14 protein-coding genes are annotated in these 20,970 nt (G+C 47.7%); 4 read left to right on the top strand and 10 right to left on the bottom strand.

Annotated features, from left to right (window positions below):
* Window positions 1–34 precede the first annotated feature (34 nt).
* The 10 genes from bcsC to FXF61_RS14740 all read right to left on the bottom strand — a co-directional run bounded on the left by bcsC (window position 35) and on the right by FXF61_RS14740 (window position 16,580).
* Window positions 35–3,565, bottom strand: a complete 3,531-nt coding sequence (gene bcsC, locus FXF61_RS14785) for a cellulose synthase complex outer membrane protein BcsC (RefSeq protein ID WP_151183354.1) — start codon at window positions 3,563–3,565, stop codon at window positions 35–37.
* On the bottom strand, window positions 3,558–4,652 hold the full coding sequence (gene bcsZ / locus FXF61_RS14780; RefSeq protein ID WP_256663458.1) for a cellulose synthase complex periplasmic endoglucanase BcsZ: 1,095 nt from the start codon (window positions 4,650–4,652) through the stop codon (window positions 3,558–3,560). The genes bcsC and bcsZ overlap by 8 nt, the downstream gene beginning before the upstream one ends.
* A 7-nt stretch (window positions 4,653–4,659) precedes the next feature.
* A complete protein-coding gene (gene bcsB / locus FXF61_RS14775) occupies window positions 4,660–6,984 on the bottom strand; it encodes a cellulose biosynthesis cyclic di-GMP-binding regulatory protein BcsB (protein ID WP_178087223.1) in 2,325 nt (774 codons plus the stop codon).
* 19 nt (window positions 6,985–7,003) lie between these two features.
* Window positions 7,004–9,592, bottom strand: coding sequence for a UDP-forming cellulose synthase catalytic subunit (gene bcsA / locus FXF61_RS14770; RefSeq protein ID WP_151183351.1), 2,589 nt, complete (start codon window positions 9,590–9,592; stop codon window positions 7,004–7,006).
* On the bottom strand, window positions 9,592–10,281 hold the full coding sequence (locus tag FXF61_RS14765) for a cellulose synthase operon protein YhjQ/BcsQ (protein WP_178087326.1): 690 nt from the start codon (window positions 10,279–10,281) through the stop codon (window positions 9,592–9,594). The genes bcsA and FXF61_RS14765 overlap by 1 nt, the downstream gene beginning before the upstream one ends.
* A gap of 86 nt (window positions 10,282–10,367) precedes the next feature.
* Entirely contained in the window at window positions 10,368–10,562 is a 195-nt protein-coding gene (bcsR, locus tag FXF61_RS14760; protein WP_151183347.1) for a BcsR/BcsP family cellulose biosynthesis protein, read from the bottom strand.
* A complete protein-coding gene (gene bcsG, locus FXF61_RS14755; RefSeq protein WP_256663457.1) occupies window positions 10,552–12,189 on the bottom strand; it encodes a cellulose biosynthesis protein BcsG in 1,638 nt (545 codons plus the stop codon). The genes bcsR and bcsG overlap by 11 nt, the downstream gene beginning before the upstream one ends.
* A 173-nt stretch (window positions 12,190–12,362) precedes the next feature.
* The gene (locus FXF61_RS14750; RefSeq protein ID WP_151183346.1) at window positions 12,363–13,967 is read right to left on the bottom strand and encodes a BcsE family c-di-GMP-binding protein; all 1,605 of its coding nucleotides are present in this window, start codon (window positions 13,965–13,967) and stop codon (window positions 12,363–12,365) included.
* A 363-nt stretch (window positions 13,968–14,330) separates the two neighbouring features.
* A complete protein-coding gene (gene dprA, locus FXF61_RS14745) occupies window positions 14,331–15,428 on the bottom strand; it encodes a DNA-processing protein DprA (protein WP_151183345.1) in 1,098 nt (365 codons plus the stop codon).
* Window positions 15,429–15,560: 132 nt separating this feature from the next.
* Window positions 15,561–16,580, bottom strand: coding sequence for a LysM peptidoglycan-binding domain-containing protein (locus FXF61_RS14740; RefSeq protein ID WP_151183344.1), 1,020 nt, complete (start codon window positions 16,578–16,580; stop codon window positions 15,561–15,563).
* Between the two features lie 150 nt (window positions 16,581–16,730).
* Here FXF61_RS14740 and def point away from each other — a divergent pair, with 150 nt between their 5' ends.
* Genes def through trkA form a run of 4 tightly spaced genes read left to right on the top strand, consistent with a single transcriptional unit; the run spans window position 16,731 to window position 20,935 of the window.
* The gene (gene def / locus FXF61_RS14735) at window positions 16,731–17,240 is read left to right on the top strand and encodes a peptide deformylase (RefSeq protein WP_151183343.1); all 510 of its coding nucleotides are present in this window, start codon (window positions 16,731–16,733) and stop codon (window positions 17,238–17,240) included.
* 57 nt (window positions 17,241–17,297) lie between these two features.
* Window positions 17,298–18,242, top strand: a complete 945-nt coding sequence (fmt, locus tag FXF61_RS14730; protein ID WP_151183342.1) for a methionyl-tRNA formyltransferase — start codon at window positions 17,298–17,300, stop codon at window positions 18,240–18,242.
* Window positions 18,239–19,552, top strand: coding sequence for a 16S rRNA (cytosine(967)-C(5))-methyltransferase RsmB (gene rsmB / locus FXF61_RS14725; RefSeq protein ID WP_151183341.1), 1,314 nt, complete (start codon window positions 18,239–18,241; stop codon window positions 19,550–19,552). Before fmt ends, rsmB begins: the two co-directional genes overlap by 4 nt.
* A gap of 9 nt (window positions 19,553–19,561) precedes the next feature.
* Window positions 19,562–20,935, top strand: a complete 1,374-nt coding sequence (gene trkA, locus FXF61_RS14720; protein ID WP_151185957.1) for a Trk system potassium transporter TrkA — start codon at window positions 19,562–19,564, stop codon at window positions 20,933–20,935.
* Window positions 20,936–20,970 lie beyond the last annotated feature (35 nt).

The following is a 20,970-nucleotide window of genomic DNA, read 5'->3' as shown; positions in this document are numbered from 1 at the left end:
TTATCCGTGCGACTGAGCTTCTAACTCAGTACTGTTATTTGAAATCAGCGTAAGGGGTTAACGGCTCGACTGGCAATTTTAAATTACCCTGCCATGGTGCAAATGAATAACGTAAGTACAGCACGGCTCGGCTGGGTGAATAATCTTCACTGTATTGCCAGTCTAAGCCTGTGCCCAGCACCCAATGATTATTTAACCGGCGCTCGAGGAATCCGCGAATGCTATAACCCACGCCGCTACTGGAGCCGTCATTAGAGCGATTAGCCGCCATAAAAGCAGTATCAGATACGCCTAAGCCAGCCAGCTCTTGCAGCGGCTCTGCAATCAATCCGCGAATAGGGTAGTAGTCCATCTCATGTGTCTTTGCTTGAGATACAGACAGGCTTCCTTCTAAAACGTATGACCAATCCGCAGTGCGCCGCGCATAGCTGACAGGCAGAGATAGCGAAGTATAGCGTTGCGGGCTGTAGTAGCCACCTTGACCTAAAGTGTATTCGCCCAAGTCCTTTTGATAACGCCAAAGCATACCGCTGATGCCGAGCGTCAATCTTTCGTTCGGATTATTAATCAGCCGCCGATAATAACCTGCCATTAAGCGTGTGCGATAATTATCAGCAACATTTTTACCACTCAGCTGGTGATGACTAAAGTCCGCCCAAACACCATTAGCACCGCCTTGATCCCAACTTAAACCCAGCGCTGCACCATTGGCCATGACCCCACCCCATTCAGTACCTGTACGCGGGTCTTTAGCGCCTGCAAAAGATAATAAAGAGTTAGATAAGGGGCGGCGCGATGCTGTAAGGCGCCAACCGGTTAAACCTATTTTATCTGTGTAGCTGATACCACCGGCCCAGTTCTGCACAGTAAAGCCATAAGGCGTAGTACCAAGATCAAAAGATAGCTTCTCATCATACCAGCCTGCGGCAAAGCTGGTGCCATCGGCTTTTTGCGTGAGCCCATGCTGACAACCCGCGAGCGACTGTCCCCCGCCGGCAAACGAGCAACTGCCAAAGCGACCTGAATAACTACCATCAGTCTTTTTTAAGGTACCGGTATCCATACGCACATGATCAGCACGTAAAAAAGCCCGCCCTTGGCTAAACGGAAACTCTAAATGCGCCATTGTAGTATTGGCATTCAATTTAGACATCCCAGGGGTACCATCCGTGCGCCACCAACTGTCATTATGCAAAGTAAAGGTGGGCGTTTCACGCAGGTAAAGCTGTTCAGCTTCAGCTCGAAGCCCTCGCGCCAGCCAGTCATCTTCTGCACTTTCGCGCATCGCTTTAGTAAAGGCTATATTGTCCCGCTGTGGAGAAACCGCCTCAGCCGGTAACAGCTGTGTATCACGCATTGCATAGGCGTATAAATCGAGCGCCTGCTCCACGTCTTGCTCAGCCGTTAAGCGTGCTAAATCACGGTACAATAACGCATCAGGTTCGCTCAGCTGTGCAACTTGTTGTTGTAAAATCTCACGCGCACGGCCCTTCTCTCCCACCAACGACCATAAACTGGCCTGGCGGCGATAAACACTGGGTGCCTGATCATTGAGAGTCACTTGAGCACTACGCAAAACCATACGTACTTGCTCAGTTTTACCCTGTGCCGCCCAGTTCTCTAACACCCCTAAGCGCACATCGATATTATCCGGCTCTGTGCGTAGGGCATTGGTGTAATGCGCAAGCGACTTCGTATAGTCTCCTTGCTCATACGCCCATCGAGCCAGCTGTAAGCGTGCAGCTTGCGATTGTGGTTTGGCCTCCAGCAGCGCAAACGCCTGCGCGCGCTCTCCATTATCATAATGCTGTTGTGCCTGATCAATTAACCGCGCATCAGTGACGCGCTGTGCAAGATTATGCATGTCCTGCGTCCAAACCTGCTTAGGTACGGCATTTAGCGTCTCTAATGTCGCATCCCAACGGTCTGCGGCTGCCAATAGCAGACCATGAGCATAACGACTCACAGCCGCCTGTTGGTGCACGGACAAATGCAGCTCATAGGCTTCCAGCGCTGCAGCCTCATGGCCCTGCTCACGCAGCGCTAAAGCTAAGCGGTAACTTACCCAAGGGTCAGCCAAGTTGAGTTGCTGTATCTGCTTTAATGCATGCACTTGATCTTGCCAACGCTCCTGCTTTTCAGCACTCGCTGCACTCTGCTCAAGCAGTTCAATCTGCAAGCTACGCTTAGTCTGCACAAACAAAGCGGCATCCTGTGGCGACAGTGCAGCTAATAAGCTGACTGCTTGCTGTGCAGGCAAGGTGGCAATGTAGCGTAAAACACCACGCTGCGCCGTCTCATCATAGGGTTCAAGCTTTAAAGCGCGCTTATAAAGAGGCCATGCTTTATTCGGCTGCTGCATCGCTAAGGCTGTATCTGCCAAACCAATCAAGGCAAAAATATTATCTGCATCATGCCGGTGGGCTTGCTGGTAAAGGCGCTGCGCTTGTGCATACTCTTGGCGCTCAAATGCCTCAGAGGCTTGGTTCAATAACAACCAATACTCTGTGGAGGCAATTAAACTGATCCACTTTGATGTTTCATCAGCCCGCTGCTCTTTTTCTTTAGCTAAATGAAAATACTTTAAAGCCCGTTCACGCTCTCCCTGTCGCAGGTAAGCTAAACCCAAAGCGCCATGCAGCTCGACATCCTCTGGATAGGCTGCAATCGCTTTTTTTAGGCGTGCAATGGCTTGCGGATTACGCCCTTGATCTAACAACCGTAAGCCTGCTTGCCCAGCCTGCCAAGAGCCATCAGCCAACAAAGCTGTTTGCCGCTCCAGCTCGTTTCGCCCTTTATCTTCAGCCTCTAAACCCATGTAGCGATTAACAAAGATTGCCCATAAGCTGCGCGTTTGGCTGCTGACGGGCAATGTTATTAAATACTCATATTCTCGACTTGCCGCCCAATCACGCTGCGCTTTTTGCTCGGCCAGCACGTGCAAGTACTGTAAAGCCTGCGCAGGGTTATTTTCTTGAAAATGGTAATTAATCAATGCTTTTAACAGGCTGGGGTGCTTGGGAAAAGTCTGCAAAGCGCCCGTTAATGCCTTAATCGCCAAAGGGCGTTGAGTGGTTTGCTGCGTGCGAAGATGCCAGTATTCAACGGCCATATCAGCACTGGGATAGTAGCCTTGCAACAACTCATCAAAAATAATTTGCGCCTTAGCAAAGCGTCCTGCTGCGGCATACAGGCGTGCTTGCGCTAATTGCTCGCGCATCTCTGGCTCTGTCAACTTAAGCAAGAGCGCACCTTGCTTATAAGGCTCTGAGTCCGGTGCGACTTTTTTAAGCTCAATCAGCAATATTTGGGCTTGCTCAAGGTTGTCGAGCCTGACCGCCAAACGCAGCTCTGCCAACAAGCCCTGCACATGATGCGGATGGACTCGATATAAACGCGCTAAAGCATCCCGGACAATATCATCACGGAACATGGCTTCGCCAAGCTGAATCTGCTCGAGCATGTTTTTCTCAATGCTGACCACAGCAAGCGGATCGGCGACGGCCTGCGTATAACCTGTGCCAAGCAGTATACAAAAGGCTATATTTAATGAAAATTTATTCATAACAATGCACCCAAGCAGGCACTAAAAAACCATGCCGATCAAAAGAGTAGCGTTTCTCATCCCAGCCTTGGCCAAAAAGAACCAATACTTGGCTGTAATAGCCAAGATCTTTTATTGATGTTTCGAGTAAGCGTTGGCGCTGTGTTTGCGCAACATCTGTGCCGTCAAACAAAGGTATAAGCGCTGCAGAAAAGCCTACTGGCCCCACACCCTCTGCCGTGCCCTGCAGTATATTTATTTTCTCGACGGGCAAATGCTGTGCCCCCAGAGACAATAAGCCCCGCTTAAAATGCTCTTTTAATAAAGTGCTATCAGGGCTGTCTTGATGCAGCATGCCCACCCACAAATACACGCGTATCGCATCATAACTGCCCAACTGTTGATCATCTTCACTATGCGTCCACCGATCTGATCGACTCACCCAATCAGGCGCCAGCCCTAAGGGGGATGTCTCAATCAAAAAGCGCGCTGTATTTGCTTGAAGCTCTGCCCATAGTGTTGACGGCTGATCCTGTACAATTCTAGCAAGGAGTTGTGGTGGCAAATAACTCGGATTAAATCGCCACACGCCTTTATCACTAAAACCATATTTACCTGGTGCCAGCAAATAGCCAAAATCTGCAACCTTAACCAGCTCCTCGCGGGCCATGCGCTGCAACATTAAGTGACCTAAGACGGTATAACTGTGCTCACCCCAGAGTCGCCCAGCCTCGAGTAAATTGTAAGCAATCCATAAGTTTGAATCAGCCGCAGTATTGGCATCTAAAACCTGCCAAACACCTGCTGCGTCACGCCCCCATAACCAAGCAGGCAAATGGGCAGTTAAATCACCTTGCGCAAGATTATCTTCCGTCCAGCGCACTAAGCGTCGAAACAGTAGCGGGTCATTGTTCACCAGGGCAAAAAACATGGCGTAGCTTTGCCCTTCCGAGGTTGTAATCTGCCGCGCATCAGAGACGTCAATCACTCGCCCTTGAGCACTGATCATCGTTTGCTGAAAAGTATTCCAATCCTGCCAAGGCGGAGCAGTGCTGCACAGATTTTTTGCTTGTACAGCAGTCACTGTGAACACGAGCAAAGCGCTCATTAATACTCTACGCATCATACTCTAGGCGTCTACGCGCAAGCAGACGAAGTGTGTGCCAAAGCATCACAGATAGAATTAAAACCACAAAAAACGCTATAGCCGCTAGTAATAAAGGACGCTCAGACAAGTGGTACCAAAGCCACTCCCACCACGGCAACTCGCCCACGTAATAAACAGTCCCAGCACTGTGATAACTCACGCCAGACTCTCGAATTAGCGCAACAGAGCCTTTGATATTTTCACGCAGCCCCGGGTTGTTTAGTGCATGAGTTAACAAGTTGAAATCTTCATCACTGCTCGCCAACAAACCCACAATACTGCGCTGCGGATAGAGCTCTGACTGTAAACCGATAATAGCTGCCATAGGCGCTAAAGATTGCACATCTACAGACGACTGAGGCTCTCGTTCTGTTTGGTTAGCTTGCAGTAGATGGCTATTTTTTTGATCAGAGCTCCCCCCTACCACGCGTGCTTGACGTAAGCGTGTTTGCGTATTGTGCAAGAGCAAGTGCGCATCAGATCGTTCCTTAATGGCTTGCGGCAAGCTACCTATAAGCAGCAGATCCGCATCCATTTGACTGGCTGCTGACCAGTCATCCATGATTCTTATTTTTAGCGCAGGATAGCCAATTTGCGCGCCCATTTTGCTCATAACCTCAAGTACTAAACGCGCTTGCTTGGCACTGGGTGCAGACGGCACGACAACAACCGTTTCTGATAAATCAGCCATACGGCTGAACGGAAAAGCACTGCCAGCAAACGCATATAAGTTCGGCATCGCTAAATAGTGACGAAAACCTGAAAAATCGATAACTGAGTTTTCATCAATGGCAGCACGCACATCAACCGGCAAGTTTGTTTGGCAAGTATCACGCTGCGCACTTGCCAGCGTACTCGCAAATGAAAAATCAAAACGAATTTGGTTGTTATCGCCAACCTTGAGCGCTGGGATTAACAATCCTTGATTGACGCTGGCTCTTTCGTTGTTTCTTAAAGGCAAACGGATTTTTGTTAACAAACCCTGCTCATCACTTGGCCGCAAGCTATAACTATGTATGAAATTATCATTGATGCTTAAATTTAATCGTGAATCATCCGTTTTCGACGGTGGCGTATAGCGATAGATAACTGATGTGGGAATGCCACTGTTGCGCCAAATAAATAAATCTGGCGGCAAATTAAGATTCAGCGCAATGGGCCGTGGAATAAGCCCAGACACCTCAAGTTGGCCTGGGTAACTTACCAGCTCTGAGAAAAACACAGGGCGCTCTGTGCTGACCCAGTTCGGCGCATCGTAAGGCTGACGGGGCGTTATGCTTTGCACCTCATTGATGCTGACACTTTGCCCTCGAAACAATGGATTGCCTATAGCAAGAGCAGAGGCTGCAGTGATTAAGTCGTCATCATCTCTGCCTAACACCAATAGCATTTTATAATACGGATTGTCTGGCAGGCTAATGAGGTCAACAACAGGCCCGCTTACTTGTGGGTAATCCTTCAAGAACTCAGGGCGTTGCACATTCGTTGCAAAAACAATGGCATGCTGCTCAGGTAAAGTACTGTAATGCACGGGGAAACTGATATCGCGCCATTGTGCCTGCGTTCCAAAGTAAGATGAAAGGATTGTACCTGCTTGCATTTGTTGATTGCTTGGCGCACCTGCAAAGACAAAAGGCAGCTCTTGCGCCTGCATATCACCCGCATCAAAAAAGGGTTCTGGAAAAAAAGACAAATCATTGGTAATTGCTAAGGCTTGCTGATTGATCCGTATCTGAGTTTTTTTACTGATATCTAACCACAATGAAGAGTGCGCTAAGTCCTCACAAATTTCGGTGTAGTGCCCTACAAACTCTAAACGTATACGGTTAAAAGTGATCATCATGCGAGGATCTAACTTAATCGTTTTACGCACCTGCTGCCCTGTATCTGCTGCCTCGATATGAATAACACCCATCATTTCCTCATTTAAGTACACGCGCAAATGAGAAAGCCTTGGCAGTAAAGCAGGCGACGGGGTAAACACTAATTCCAGCTCTGCATCCGTTATAAGCTGGTCACGACGTACCGTAAACTCCAGTTGCTGCGTGTTATCTATACCCAGTAATTTATAACTATCACCCTGTGCCAATTGGGTTAGCGCGTAAGTATCGCTGCGCAAAGGTGCTAAAACTGGCGCTTCAGCAATTGAATTGCCTAGCATTACAGCACTCTCAATGCTTTCTATCTGCCGTGAGGACTCGTCCAGTGTTTGCGCATGTACTGCGTTATATAAAAAACAAAATAGCACGCCTACAAGGCTCACATGCAACTTATACAACAAGGGCTTTAACATAATGTTTAGTAGACTCATATTAGTAAGTAATGGGGTGATTACGTGGTAAAAAAGACAGCACCCATGCCACCAACTGAGTAAGCCACTTAACAAGCCTACTCAGCGGAAAAGGTAAATATTTAGCTAAGTGCTGATAGCCCGACACACTTAGTAAGACAACATCAATAAAACTTTGCATCGGCCGGTCAAGTGAAAAATCACGATTATGGGTTAACCAAGCATCCGCTCGAGCAAAGGTACACTGCACAAAATCAATTTGCTGTTGCTTGCTCAGGGTTTTAAAATGAATACCAACACTCTCATCTATGCTGCGACTCACACGACCTGGGAAGCTAAATTGTCGTGCACCGCGCACCAAGATCAAATCAACGAGGGCACCCACCTTAAGCAATGCCGTATCAGCCAGTTTTACTCCCACCCCTGCATCTGAATAATCAGTTAAGGTGCCGCTATACATGTAGCCATCTGTATCAATCAGATCGACAGGCAAATTGGTGGTAATTCGGTGACTATGTCGAGTTTGTCGCACTTCCGCAGCCACACCAACAGCGGCACCTAACACAATTAAGTTATACGCAACCCACAGCATGGTAATGATGACGGTGGCGTGTTCATCCACGGGGCCGCTCCACAGCCGCCAAATACCAAAAGCCACTCCTAAAAAATTAAGCAGCGCTAAGAGCACATAAGGCTTGGCCATCTTCCAGTCAAAATATTCATGCTCAATCAAACCGCCTTTTTCTGTCACATTAAACTGACCTTTATTAGGCGAAAAGAGTGCAACAGTGGTTGGCCTTGCGATATACCAAGACAAAACAGTTTCATAGATTTCACCCCAAAAGGTGCGTCTATATGCTCCCTGAGTGGCAGAGTTGGTTATGCTGGCATGGATCATATGTGGCAGCACATAAAGCATAATGGCGATTGCTGGTGCGTAAATAATATAGGAGTGGAACAATAAGAAAGCCAGTGGTGCAGTTAAATAAATAATACGCGGTATGCCTGCAAGAAAATGCATCATCGCATTGACGTAACACAAGCGCTGGAATAGGTTTAAGCCCTTGCCAAGCATGGGATTATCCGTGCGGAAAATTTGCGCCATGCCGCGCGCCCAGCGAATACGTTGTCCAATGTGTGCTGAAAGGCTTTCTGTGGCTAAACCCGCCGCCATCGGAATTCGTAGATACGCGGAATTATAGCCTGCACGATGCAAACGCAAAGCGGTATGGGCATCTTCAGTGACAGTTTCTACCGCAAAACCACCAATCGACTCAACCGCACTACGCTTTAAGACTGCACAAGAGCCACAAAAGAACGCCGCATTCCACAAGTCATTACCGTCTTGAATCAAGCCATAAAAAAGCGCATTTTCATTGGGCTGTTTACCGTAGTGATCAAGGTTACGCTCAAACGGATCAGCGGAGAAAAAGTGATGCGGTGTCTGCACCAATGCTAATTTTTCATCACGCAAAAACCAGCCAACGGTTAATTGTAAAAAAGAACGACTAGGGACATGATCGCAATCAAAAATGGCCACAAGATCAGCCTCTGTTTGCTGCAAAGCATTGTTCAGGTTGCCAGCCTTTGCATGGCGATTACCCGTTCGTACGATATAACCAATGCCCGCTTCCTCAGCAAACTCACGCAGGGCATCACGGCGACCATCATCAAGTAGATGAATGCGTAACTTATCTGCCGGCCAATCCATACCCAGCGCAGCATACACAGTCGGCTTGATAACACTGAGGTCTTCATTATAGGTAGGAATCATCAAGTCAACCGTTGGCCAGAGCGCTCGGTCTGCAGGTAATGGGGCAACTTTACGATCTAGTGGCCAGGCCGTTTGAATATAACTCATGACCAAAACAACCCAAGAATACGTCTCGGCAGCCAACAAAATGAGCCCAAAGAGCAGGTCGACATTGCTATTCCAGTTTAAAGTGGAAGTATAACGCCACCAAATATAGCGCGCCGATACCGTCAGAGATAATACAATCAATAATAAAGTTGGAAAACGTCCGGGGATGCGCCGCACCAGCATTGCTGCTCCCCAAAGCAGCACTACAAAGATGAATTGGGCCAAGAGACTAAACGGCTGTGTTACCAAAAGCACGGCTAAACACATCAGCACCGCAACAAACACATAAAAAATCGCCTTTTTGAGCCGGCTTTTTGCGATATGCTGCATTAAGTGGCGCGGATTCGCAAAAGCATGACGTAATGGGCTCTGCGCTACTGCAGGTTTAATCCCTCGTGCTAAAAAGCGCCCCAGATAACGACGCCAGCGCAATATTCTCGACCTTGTTTTTTTTAAATAGGCAACATACCAAACTGTTTGCGCTGTAGGGATGCGCACAAACACTAACCATATCACCTGCAGGGTATAGCGCAGCGGATCTGCAGGCTGATAGGGCCGCTGCGTCAAGTGTTTAAACCAAGGCTGATAGCGCTGCCAAAGTTGTTGCCATGCTTGATCTTCTAGGCGTAAAAACATATAAGCCAACATTTTCACACAAACAAATAAAGCCGCTGTTATCGACCCCATCTGCTGCCCTCGGGCATTTCGGTATTGCTGGCTGAGCTCAGGCAATTTATGACGCTGAATCATCAAGCAGCACCGCGCTGCACTAAACACCAGGTTGCTAAACTTAATACATCTTGCGCACTCGAAGAGTCAGGAAAGTAGCTTGTCGCTGGCATTTTATGCGCAAAAGCTTCTTGCACATGTAAATCTTGACGCACACTGATTGGCACCAAATGCTTTGCATAGCGTATATTCCAGTCCAATAAAACCGTATCACTTAAACGCTGCTTAACATCTAGTTGATTAACAACTATTTTTGTCTTTTCTGCTAAATGATGCTGTCCTAATAAGATATGACTGGCCATATCCGCATGAGTGACTAATAAATGTAAGTCACTGCTCTGGTGCAAACGGGCATGCTGTCCGCGCGTATCTGCTGCGTCAAAAATCACCCATGAACAGCCTGTAGCAGCACTTAATTTTTCATTAAGCCATAACGCTGGCGCACTGATGGGCGTATCCATATGCACGCCCAGCGCTGTTAAGCCATGACGCCCATAGGGTAAGACATAAAAATTATCTTTAACTTGATACGTCTGCCGCTCCCAGCCACTGCCATTGGCTTCAGCCAGCGCCCAGCCCTGCTTGTCAGCATAAGGTATATTAAAATACAGGCGTAAAAGATCACTGGGGTTTAAATCAATCAGTAATACTGACTCCCCCATTAGACTCAGTGCATCAGCAAGCATTGCAGCAATACTAGTTGCTCCCACTCCCCGCGCAGCCCAACTACAGTTACTTGCATATAACGCCTCTTGCACCCTCTAAAATCAACACTTAAAAATAGCTCTTAGTCATTTTAATCTTTGCTCCATGTATCCCACTCAGCAAGTAAAGGCCATTCACCTAAAGAGGCTTCCCAAGCTTGTATCGAAGCAATATCTACATAATTAAAAGAATCCATTTTAAGCTGCTTTTTGAGCAGCTCAACATCATCAGATAAAGCCAAACTAGTCTTATTAAAAGCTGAGATTGCATGTTTCTTATCGTGCATACTTAACCCAATCACGTTCGCCTAAGCGCAGATAAGGAACACCTTGATAATTCATCATGACTGTTCCACTATTTTCCGAAATAGCTTGAGTCTCTGGTAAGTCAGATATCAGTGTTCGCCACTCAACTTGCGGCTGGTCAAACACATCTCTTTTGATCACTCTAGAAATGAGTTCAGATAATGCTAAATAACTGGTCGGCGTACTAATTTGAAGAGTCGTCTCAGGAGCAATTGCCTGCGTACCAATAAAACGAACGCCAACCGGCACGTGGGTAATGTCGGACGTAGGTATTTCACGCATACCAGGTATTTGCATACGGTCACCTTCCAATGCAGCACCATGCTCTGGCACAAAAACCACCATCACTTGGCGATCGCTGGCTGCTAACACATCCATAAAAGCATCCAAGTCATCCAGTAATGTTTTTGCCCGCTTAGCATAAGGTGATGAACGACTACCGCCGTCCAATGTTGCTTCACGATTACCGTCGTGCAAGCTAATCGTATTGTATAAAAGTGCGGCTGATGATGTGTTTTGCTGTAGCCGATCAGTCCACCATAACTTTAAAGCATCATAATCCCCCCAAATAGGGCTGCCATCAAACGCCTTAAGTTTAGGTTTAATATTGCTAGGAATCATTGGTGGTGACGCAAAGCCAGCCAAGCTTAATTCATCAATAAAGCCTTCAAACTCACCGGTATGGTTAAGTGCTGCGTTGCCAGTAAAGCCAAACTGTTTTAAGTTATCAAAGAGATGGCACTGTCGATCTGCTGGCTGGTACAAAGCTTCATGAGCAGTCTGCCCGCAGCTGGCGCGCATCAAGCGTAAAACAGCAGGCCCGCTATAGGAGGTGGCAGAATTAAAGTTATCAAAGATAATATCCATTTTTGCAAATAATGGATGCTGCGTGAGCTGACTGACCTCTAGGTCAGTCCATGCCAGTGAGCAAATATTTAACAGCAACACATCAAATGGCGCAGCATCAGCGAGCGGCAATGCAAACTCAGTCATTCGACTTTGTTCTGCCGTATAAAACCGTTCAAGCTCTTCATTGAGCAGGCTATTAAGATCGCTACCTTGCAAACTCGCAGCTTGCGGATTGTCAGTAACGATATTTAACCGCTGCGTCACTGTATTTGCGGTATCAGCCCATAATAATCGCGGCACACCTGGAACACTAGGTAATACCGCTAGCAGTAAAGCCAGCAGCGTCCAGGCCGTCATTCGTAACCACTGTGTCAGAAACAGATAAACAACTATAAAAATAAAGCCGATACCCAATAACTGCCAATTAATAAAGCGCAGAGCCAGCTCTAACATATACGCATTTGAAAACTTCAATATGTCAGGCTGTTCAAGTAAACGACTAAATGGTGGCAACCAACTATCGTAATACAGCAATGCAATAGCAGCAGGTAAAGCGAATAAACCCCGTGTTATATGCAGTTTTTTAAACTTTACAGGTAAGAGTAGAAAGGCTGCTAATAACAGATTATAAAAAACATCAAAACCAATAAAATCGGCCCAATATAATGCTATTTTCGCTAGAAAGTAAAAATTCCACAGACCGAAGCCTCGCCATAAATCGCTGCGCTGTAATTCAATCTCAGCTTTAATATCAGTCACCACTATCAGTCTCTTTTTTCAAGCCAGAAATATCCCGACGACGTACAGCATGCGCTTGTAAATACCGCGCTGGTAATATTCGAATTGACAGCCATCGCCATACTCTTTTGCAGAGCAAGGTCACTATGCAGCCACAAAACACACCTATTAGAAAAAGCCCCACTTGTATTATCCTAGAATTCTGATTGGGTTTGGCTGCGTAAGTTTAAGGGCTTAAGCTGCGGCTTAAACAAAATAGACGTACGCCGATCGTGTTTCTCGCTACGCTGCGTAGGGTGAACTGCTAAGCAATTTTCTCTCACCTGCTCTAGCGTAGAGTTAGCTTGTGTTTTGTTTAGTATCTGCATCCGCCTAACATGATCTTCAATACTGACATGCTCTGTGTGCACTTGGTGCTCTGATACTATGTCTTGCATCGGCAAAGAAAACACACGCTGCAAAGCAATCTCAATAAAGTCCTGATGGCAGCCAAACAAAAACAAATGCATAACTCCATTTGCTGCACAAGCCACGTCACCTTGACGGTCTATTCTTAACTGCCCCATCAACTGCTCAACACTCAGCGCAGGAGCTGGGCGCATTGCAACTAAAACACCACCTGCATCTACAGCAGAAGCGTTCATTAAGACACGCTTTAAATAGGCAGTGAACTCCGGCACTGAGACAATCCCTTTGATATCATCAGGCGCTTTTATTTTAGCAATAGCAGATTCCAAGTTGTGTGTTAAAGGCTGATTACTCTGTTGATTTTTTAAGTTTTCCAATATACCGAAGAATCGTGCTAAATGTGTATCAGCAGAGACCACTGTAGCGGCACCGCACTGCAGCAATAATTGCACTTCTTGATTGCGCAGCACTTGCTTCATTTCACGCACCACTATACTTATAGATAGCCCTCTCTGCTGGCGCAGCTTGTATAATGTTCGAGCCAAGGATTCAAGTTCATTATTCTCAGACAATGCAAATACAAAGGTGCCGCGCACAACTATTTGCGCCGCATCAACCAGCCCTTGCCAATCTTCAGCAATACGCCATTTTTCTGCCATAAAGACAGGAGCACCTTCTAATACACTGCGCTGTAAAAACACTTCACCTAACGCTTTTTTCACTGGCAACGCAGCAGTTTTTAACAGCTCATATCCGATATTTTTATCTTGCAAAAAAAACTGCTGGGCAGCCTGTACACCTAAGTTGTTGACCCAGTAATCAAGCTGATAAATATAACCATTTTCTTGCGTCTTTAAATGCCCGAGGCCCGATAAAAAAACACTTTCAGCGATTAGTGGCAGGCTCATATACTGAGCTTGCTCGCCATATGCCAAAATTAACAAAATACAACCATTACCTTCACACCAATCGCGCCAATTTTTAAGCACAATATGAGTGTTTTTTTCTAGAAAGCTAAGCGACTCTATTGGCAGCAAGCATACGATCAAGCGCTTACTAGGTTTGAGTCTTCGATCCAATTGCTTAGTCAGCTGCACTACAGCCTTTGGCATCTCACCTCGTAAAGAATAGCTACGTAATTCAGCCGGCCCTTGATCTTCTTTAAGAGCAGAAATAATCACAGGAATTTTGTCGCTGCCAACCACTACCGCACGGTTGTTAAAGTCTAAAGCGGCCAAGGTTTGCGTAGCAAAACGCAAAGCATTGACATGAGTATCCATACTCAGCCAATAGACTGAGCCAAATCGCATTTGCTGGTATTCTTGAAGACAGCCTGTTATGCCTATCGAAGGCACCATAAACTCACGCGCACTACCGTGACGAGTATTCATAATTTGCCAATAATTTAAAAACCAAGGAGCCGCTGACTAAATCGTAATCTCTAGTAAGCGCAGAGGCCTATGTTATTGATTTCACTAGATACCGGCATACGTACAAATGATAAAACTAGGTTTATACAGTATTTCCCTAACAATCTAATATTTTCATGAAATCAGCAGAACTTAAGCAGTTTTAATTACAGCTTTACAAACAAAGATAGACTCATTAAGCAGCCTCTATTATATAAAGCCACTCTTCTAAATATTCATCATGCATAACTGCTTAAATATACAAGCACATAGCTATTACGTCAATAAATCATACAGCCATTTAATTGGCGTCAATATTTTATACAATCTATCTTAATAGCACAGTTATACACGATACAGCCAGACACCGCCTGCATAACTTACATTGCCATTTATTTCAAATTCGGTCAGTAAAGTTAGCACCTCTGGCAATGGCAATTCACTGAGCTCAACCAGTTCATCAATATTCAACGGCTGTGCTTTTAACAAGTCAAGCAACGGATGCTGAAGCGGAAGTGACTGCTGTATGGCTTTTTCCTCAGGCAGCCCTGTCAGTTGCCAGCCTCGCAGCGACTGCAAAATATCATCAACCGTTTCAATCAAGGTTGCACCATCACGAATCAGTTGGTGACATCCGCGCGCGCCTGGCGAATGGATAGAACCAGGAATCGCATACACCTCGCGGCCCTGCTCGGCAGCTAAGCGTGCGGTAATTAGCGAGCCGCTCGAAGGGCTGGCTTCCACCACCAACACGCCTAATGCAAGACCGCTAATAATACGGTTACGCCGCGGAAAGTGGCTGGCATGCGGCGCACTGTCTAGCGTCAACTCTGATACCAGCGCACCACCCTGCTCAACAAGAGTGCGCGCTAAACCACGATGCCGCGCTGGGTAGACTCGATTGAGCCCCGTACCCACCACGGCAATCGTTGCACCTTGCACATCTAGAGCACCCTGGTGGGCTGCCGCATCAACCCCAAGCGCTAAGCCACTGGTCACGGCAAAGCCACCTCTGGCCAAACTGCGCGCAAAACGCTGCGCCGTATCTAAACCGGGGCGTGTTGCTTGCCTACTGCCAACAATAGCGATTTGTGGCTGCTCCAAAACAGCAGGATCACCTTGCACAAAGAGCAATGGCGGCGCGCCGGTGGTCTCTTTCAACAAGGCTGGGTACTCAGGCATATCATGCAACAGCACATGCTGCTGCGTTTGCTCCGCCCAACGCAGCGCCAGCAACGCTTGCTCGCGCACGGTGGCGCAGCGCCGCGCATCAATACTGCTTTGCGGCATAGCAATTGCCCGCCACGCGGCGGCCGGCGCACTCAAGGCTGAACTGGCAGAGCCAAATACTTTAATTAATGCGTAGAATCGTTGTGGACCGATATCAGGAAGGCTATGTAAGCGCAAGCGCGCTTCAAGCTCTGCGGGTGAGCACTGCGTCATATCAACATCCTTATTACGAGCGAATGACGTCCTGCCATTCGTGCTGTTCAGTGTAGTAATCAAGCGCTAAAAAGCAAAAAAGCGCCCTAATTAAGGACGCTTTTGCTTTGCTACAGGTAGCACAGAGTCAGACTAAGGGTTTTTTACTTTATCCAAAACCGCTAACTGACGGCTGGCATACAGCACTAAACCATAGCTGAGCTTATCGTAGGTACGAAACACCATCAGTAAACCAGAGCGCTCATCTGGAATTTTCACCGAGTCACCACCAATACGATCGCGGACTGTTTCACCGGTTTTGTACACGGCTAAAACGTTGCCTTCAACGAGGCCATCGCGCGTACCTTTGTTAATGGTAACCACATCAAACTGACCAATTTGCGACACACCGCGTGGCACATCCAAGATCACGCCATCAATGGCTTCTTTAGGCTCACTCGGTGAGAACGTTGAGTTGATGGCACGCTCTTCAGTTGCAAACAAACGATCAGCAATACGCACTTCTTGGGTGGTGCGGGTTAACATCATGGTGCCAATTTCACCTTCAATGGCAACAATCTCACCACCACCAATATCATCAGCGTTAATGCCGAGAAATTCTTCAGTCACTGGATCAATATAGGTACGGCCTTGGCGGAAGATGCCATAAATGGCATTATCTTCAACAGCACCACGCACGTAAATGCGATCGCCTGCACCGCTGACCACGCGCTCAGCGTTACCAGCAACAACATACGGACCTGAAGCAAACTCTTCGGGTGTATTGACGATGCGATTGCTCAATAGGAAGCTATTAATGGCTTCTAAAGGAATCGTGGGGATGGCCTCAGCCATTGGCGTACTGCGGACTTTAGGGGACAACTTAATTGTGCCACGACTCGCACCTCGGTTTAACATGATGCGCGGCTGCCCATCAATGTATACTAGGTTTAAGCGATCACCTGGATAAATCAAGTGCGGATTAGCAACCTGTGGGTTAGCATGCCAAATTTCAGGCCATTTCCATGGCTTAGTTAGAAATCTACCGGAAATATCCCATAACGTATCGCCTTTAACGACAGTATAGGTGTCAGGGTGACCATCTTTTAACTGTACTTGAGCTTGTACTGTGGCAGTAGCAAGTAGTAACAGAGCAAGTAATGTTTTCCTCATGCGGTGAATCCCTTTATCATATGTCGACAGTGGAACGCCTAATGACAATTCCAGAACCCTATTTTGGCTTTACAGCCATTTCTTTATTATGCTGCGTGTCATAGTAGCAGTGCTTTCTAAATTTATTCCATAAGTACATCACAAACGCATATGGCAATTTTAAATATTCTTGAATATCCCGATCCTCGACTACGCACAATAGCTAAACCTGTGACGCAGGTCGATGATAAAATTCGCACCCTGATCGACGACATGTTAGAAACCATGTACGACGCTCCGGGTATTGGCTTAGCCGCAACTCAGGTTGACCAACATATTCGCTTGGTGGTTATGGATCTATCAGAAGATAAGTCTGCACCGCAAGTGTTTATTAATCCTGAGTTCGAAGTACTGACTGATGAAACCGACCTCTATCAAGAGGGGTGTTTATCGGTGCCCGGCTTTTTCGAAGATGTGCAACGCCCACAGCGGGTTAAAATCAATGCGCTCGACCGCGATGGCAAACCCTTTGAGCTGATAGCTGATGGTTTATTAGCGGTCTGCATTCAGCATGAGTGCGACCACTTGAACGGTAAGCTCTTTGTTGATTATTTATCATCACTGAAACGTGATCGCATTAAGAAAAAGCTTGAAAAAATTCATCGCCAGCAAAAAAATTAAACGTTTCCAAGTTTTAGCTGCGCACTGATATTCCTTCTGTTTTAGCAAGGTAATTGTATGTCTTCGTCTCTACGGATTGTGTTTGCCGGTACACCTGAGTTTGCTGCTAGGCATTTACAAGCATTACTCAATAGCGAACACAACATTGTAGCGGTGTATACACAGCCGGACCGTCCGGCTGGCCGCGGTCAAAAACTCACGCCCAGTGCAGTTAAGCAGCTCGCGCTTGCGCATGACATTCCTGTACTGCAACCGCAAAACCTGCGCAGTGCTGAAGCGCAGCAAGAGCTGGCTGACTTTAATGCTGATCTGATGGTGGTGGTAGCCTACGGTTTAATTCTGCCACAAGCCATTTTGGACACTCCACGCTTAGGCTGTATCAATAGCCATGCCTCACTGCTACCGCGCTGGCGCGGTGCCGCACCGATTCAGCGCGCGATTGAAGCGGGCGATAGCGAAACAGGCATTACCGTTATGCAAATGGAGGCAGGGTTAGACACCGGCCCCATGCTACTAAAAGTGAGCACGCCAATTTTAACCACTGATACGGGCGGCAGCTTGCATGATCGGTTAGCCACGCTGGGTCCTGATGCAGTATTACAAGCCATCCAAGGCTTAATTGATGGCAGCATAACCGCTGAAAAGCAGCTCGATGGTTTAGCCACATATGCGCACAAACTTAACAAGCAAGCTGCTCTGATTGACTGGCAGCGCCCTGCCACCGCTTTGGACTGTCAAATCCGCGCTATGCACCCATCACCTATTTGCCATACGCTCTTAGCCGGTGAAACCCTAAAAATTCATGCGGCCCTGCCTGCGCAAGGCCAAGGCCAGCCCGGTGAAATCCTCAGTGCTGAGCGCCAAGGTTTATTAGTGGCCTGTGGCGAGCAAGCGCTGCGTCTGACTCATCTGCAATTACCTAACGGCAAAGCTTTGGCCTTTAGTGATTTGCTTAACAGTAAAAAAGAGCTGTTTGTGCCGGGTCAGGTATTGGGTTTATGAACCCTCGCCTCGCCGCAGCACGCGCACTGGCTGCAGTGCTTGCGGGCAAAGCCTCGTTAGCCAGCAGCTTACCAACACAACTAGAACGCGTTAGCGATCGCGACAAAGGCTTAGTGCAAGAGTTGGCCTTTGGTACAGCACGCTGGCAACCGCGCTTATCTGCTTTAGCCGCGGCACTGCTCAGTAAACCGTTTCGCAAAGCCGATCAGGACATTGAGGCGCTGTTGTTAATTGGTTTATACCAGTTGCTCTACACCCGTATTCCAGCGCACGCAGCCATTGCAGAAACCGTTGGCTGTGCCACTGCGCTAAAAAAACCTTGGGCCAAAGGTTTACTCAACGCGGTGTTACGGCGTGCGCAACGCGAAGCCGAAACGCTACTTCCAACACTGGAAAAAGATCCTGTGGTGCTGACGGCGCACCCGCGCTGGCTGCAAAAATCACTTAAAGCTTTTTGGCCAGATGATTGGCTCGCCATTTGCGAGGCCAATAACAGCCACCCGCCCTTTACCCTGCGTGTTAATCAACGCGTCTCTAGCCGAGCAGCGTATTTAGCCAAATTAACTGAAGCGGGTATTGCTGGGCAAGTGACACCCTTCAGCGCAGACGGCATCACCTTAGCCACGCCTTGTGATGTCACCGCGCTACCTGGTTTTACTGACGGTGCGGTCAGTGTGCAGGATGAAGCAGCGCAACTGGCAGCTGACTTATTGATGCTCGAACCTGAGCAGCGGGTGCTGGATGCCTGCTGCGCACCCGGTGGAAAAACCTGTCATATTTTAGAAAGCCAGACAGACTTGCGCGAGGTCGTGGCGATTGATTTGGAGCCGCAGCGCTTAGAACGGGTTAAAGAAAACCTAGCGCGCTTAAAATTAAACGCCACTCTTCTTGCTGGAGATGCCCGCGCCACAGATCAGTGGTGGGATGGCCAGCAGTTCCAACGTATTTTGCTCGATGCACCTTGCTCAGCAACTGGAGTGATTCGTCGTCACCCAGATATTAAACTTACCCGTCAAGCCGACGACATCGCCGCGCTCGCACAACTGCAAGGCGAGCTGCTGGATGCCTTATGGCCGACACTGGCAGAAAACGGTATCTTGCTGTACGCCACTTGCTCTACATTACCGACCGAGAACAGTGAAGTGATTGCGGCTTTTTTACAGCGCACTGACGATGCACAAGAGTTGCCGTTCAGCGCAATATTTGGCAAAGCACAAGCACACGGTCGTCAATTGCTTGCGCAAGTCGGTGGTCATGATGGTTTTTACTATGCCCGCCTGAGCAAACAAGCGCCAACACAGAGTATTTGAGGACACCCTATGAAAATTATTATTCTCGGCGCTGGGCAGGTTGGCGGTACACTTGCAGAGCACTTGGCTAGCGAAGCCAATGATATTACCGTGGTCGACACTGACTCGGAACGTTTGCGTGATCTAGGCGACCGCTTAGATATTCGCACGGTGCTAGGACATTGCTCTTTTCCAACTATTTTGCGCCAAGCCGGTGCTGACCACGCCGACATGCTGGTGGCCGTCACCAATAGTGATGAAACCAATATGGTTGCCTGCCAAGTCGCGCATACGCTGTTTCGTACACCTACAAAAATTGCCCGCGTACGCGAATCAGCCTATCTAACCCGTACTGAGCTGTTTGATAATGACGCCATCCCGATTGATGTCTTGATCAGCCCAGAACAAGCTGTCACTAACCATATTAAACGCTTAATTGAGTACCCAGGTGCACTGCAGGTACTGGATTTTGCTGAAGGCAAAGCACAATTAGTGTGTGTGCGCGCCCACTATGGCGGGCCACTGATTGGCCAAGAACTACGCCAATTACGCGCACATATGCCCAATGTTAACGCCCGCGTTGCTGCTATTTTCCGTCGTGATCGGCCTATATCCCCCACTGGCGATACCATTATCGAGGTGGATGACGAGGTGTTTTTCATTGCTGCACGCACACACATTCGTGCAGTGATGAGTGAATTGCGACGCATGGAGGACAGCTACCGCAAAGTCATTATTGCCGGCGGTGGACAGATTGGTGAACGTCTGGCTGAGGCGATTGAAAGCCGCTATCAAGTTAAAATTATTGAGATTAATCCAGCGCGTTGTCGCTATCTATCAGACAGTTTAGACACCACTGTAGTGCTACACGGCAGTGCCTCTGACCGTGACCTATTGGTAGAAGAAAACATCGACGAAACTGATATTTTCTTAGCGCTGACCAATGACGATGAAGCCAACATCATGGCATCCTTGCTAGCAAAACGCTTGGGCGCACGTAAAGTGATGGCGATTATTAATAACCCTGCCTACGCAGATTTAGTGCAAGGCGGCGCGATTGATATTGCTATCAGCCCGCAATTAGCAACCCTCAGCACCTTACTAACGCATGTACGCCGTGGCGATATTGTCAGCGTTCACTCGCTGCGGCGCGGTGCTGCGGAAGCGATTGAAGTGATTGCCCATGGTGATCGTAAATCCAGTAAAGTCATTGGCCGCAAGGTGAGCGAAATTAATTTGCCGCCAGCGACCACCATTGGTGCGATTATTCGTAATGACGAAGTGTTAATCGGTAGCAAAGATATTGTTATTCAGCCTGATGATCATTTTATTTTATTTATGGTTGATAAAAAATACATCCGTGATGTGGAGCGCTTGTTCCAGCCCGGCTTAACCTTCTTTTAACCTATACCTTAGACACCCATTAACGAGTAGCCTGC

The organism is Pseudomonas sp. C27(2019) (assembly GCF_008807395.1).
GTDB lineage: Bacteria > Pseudomonadota > Gammaproteobacteria > Pseudomonadales > Pseudomonadaceae > Denitrificimonas.
This window is presented reverse-complemented; position numbering and strand designations above follow the sequence as displayed.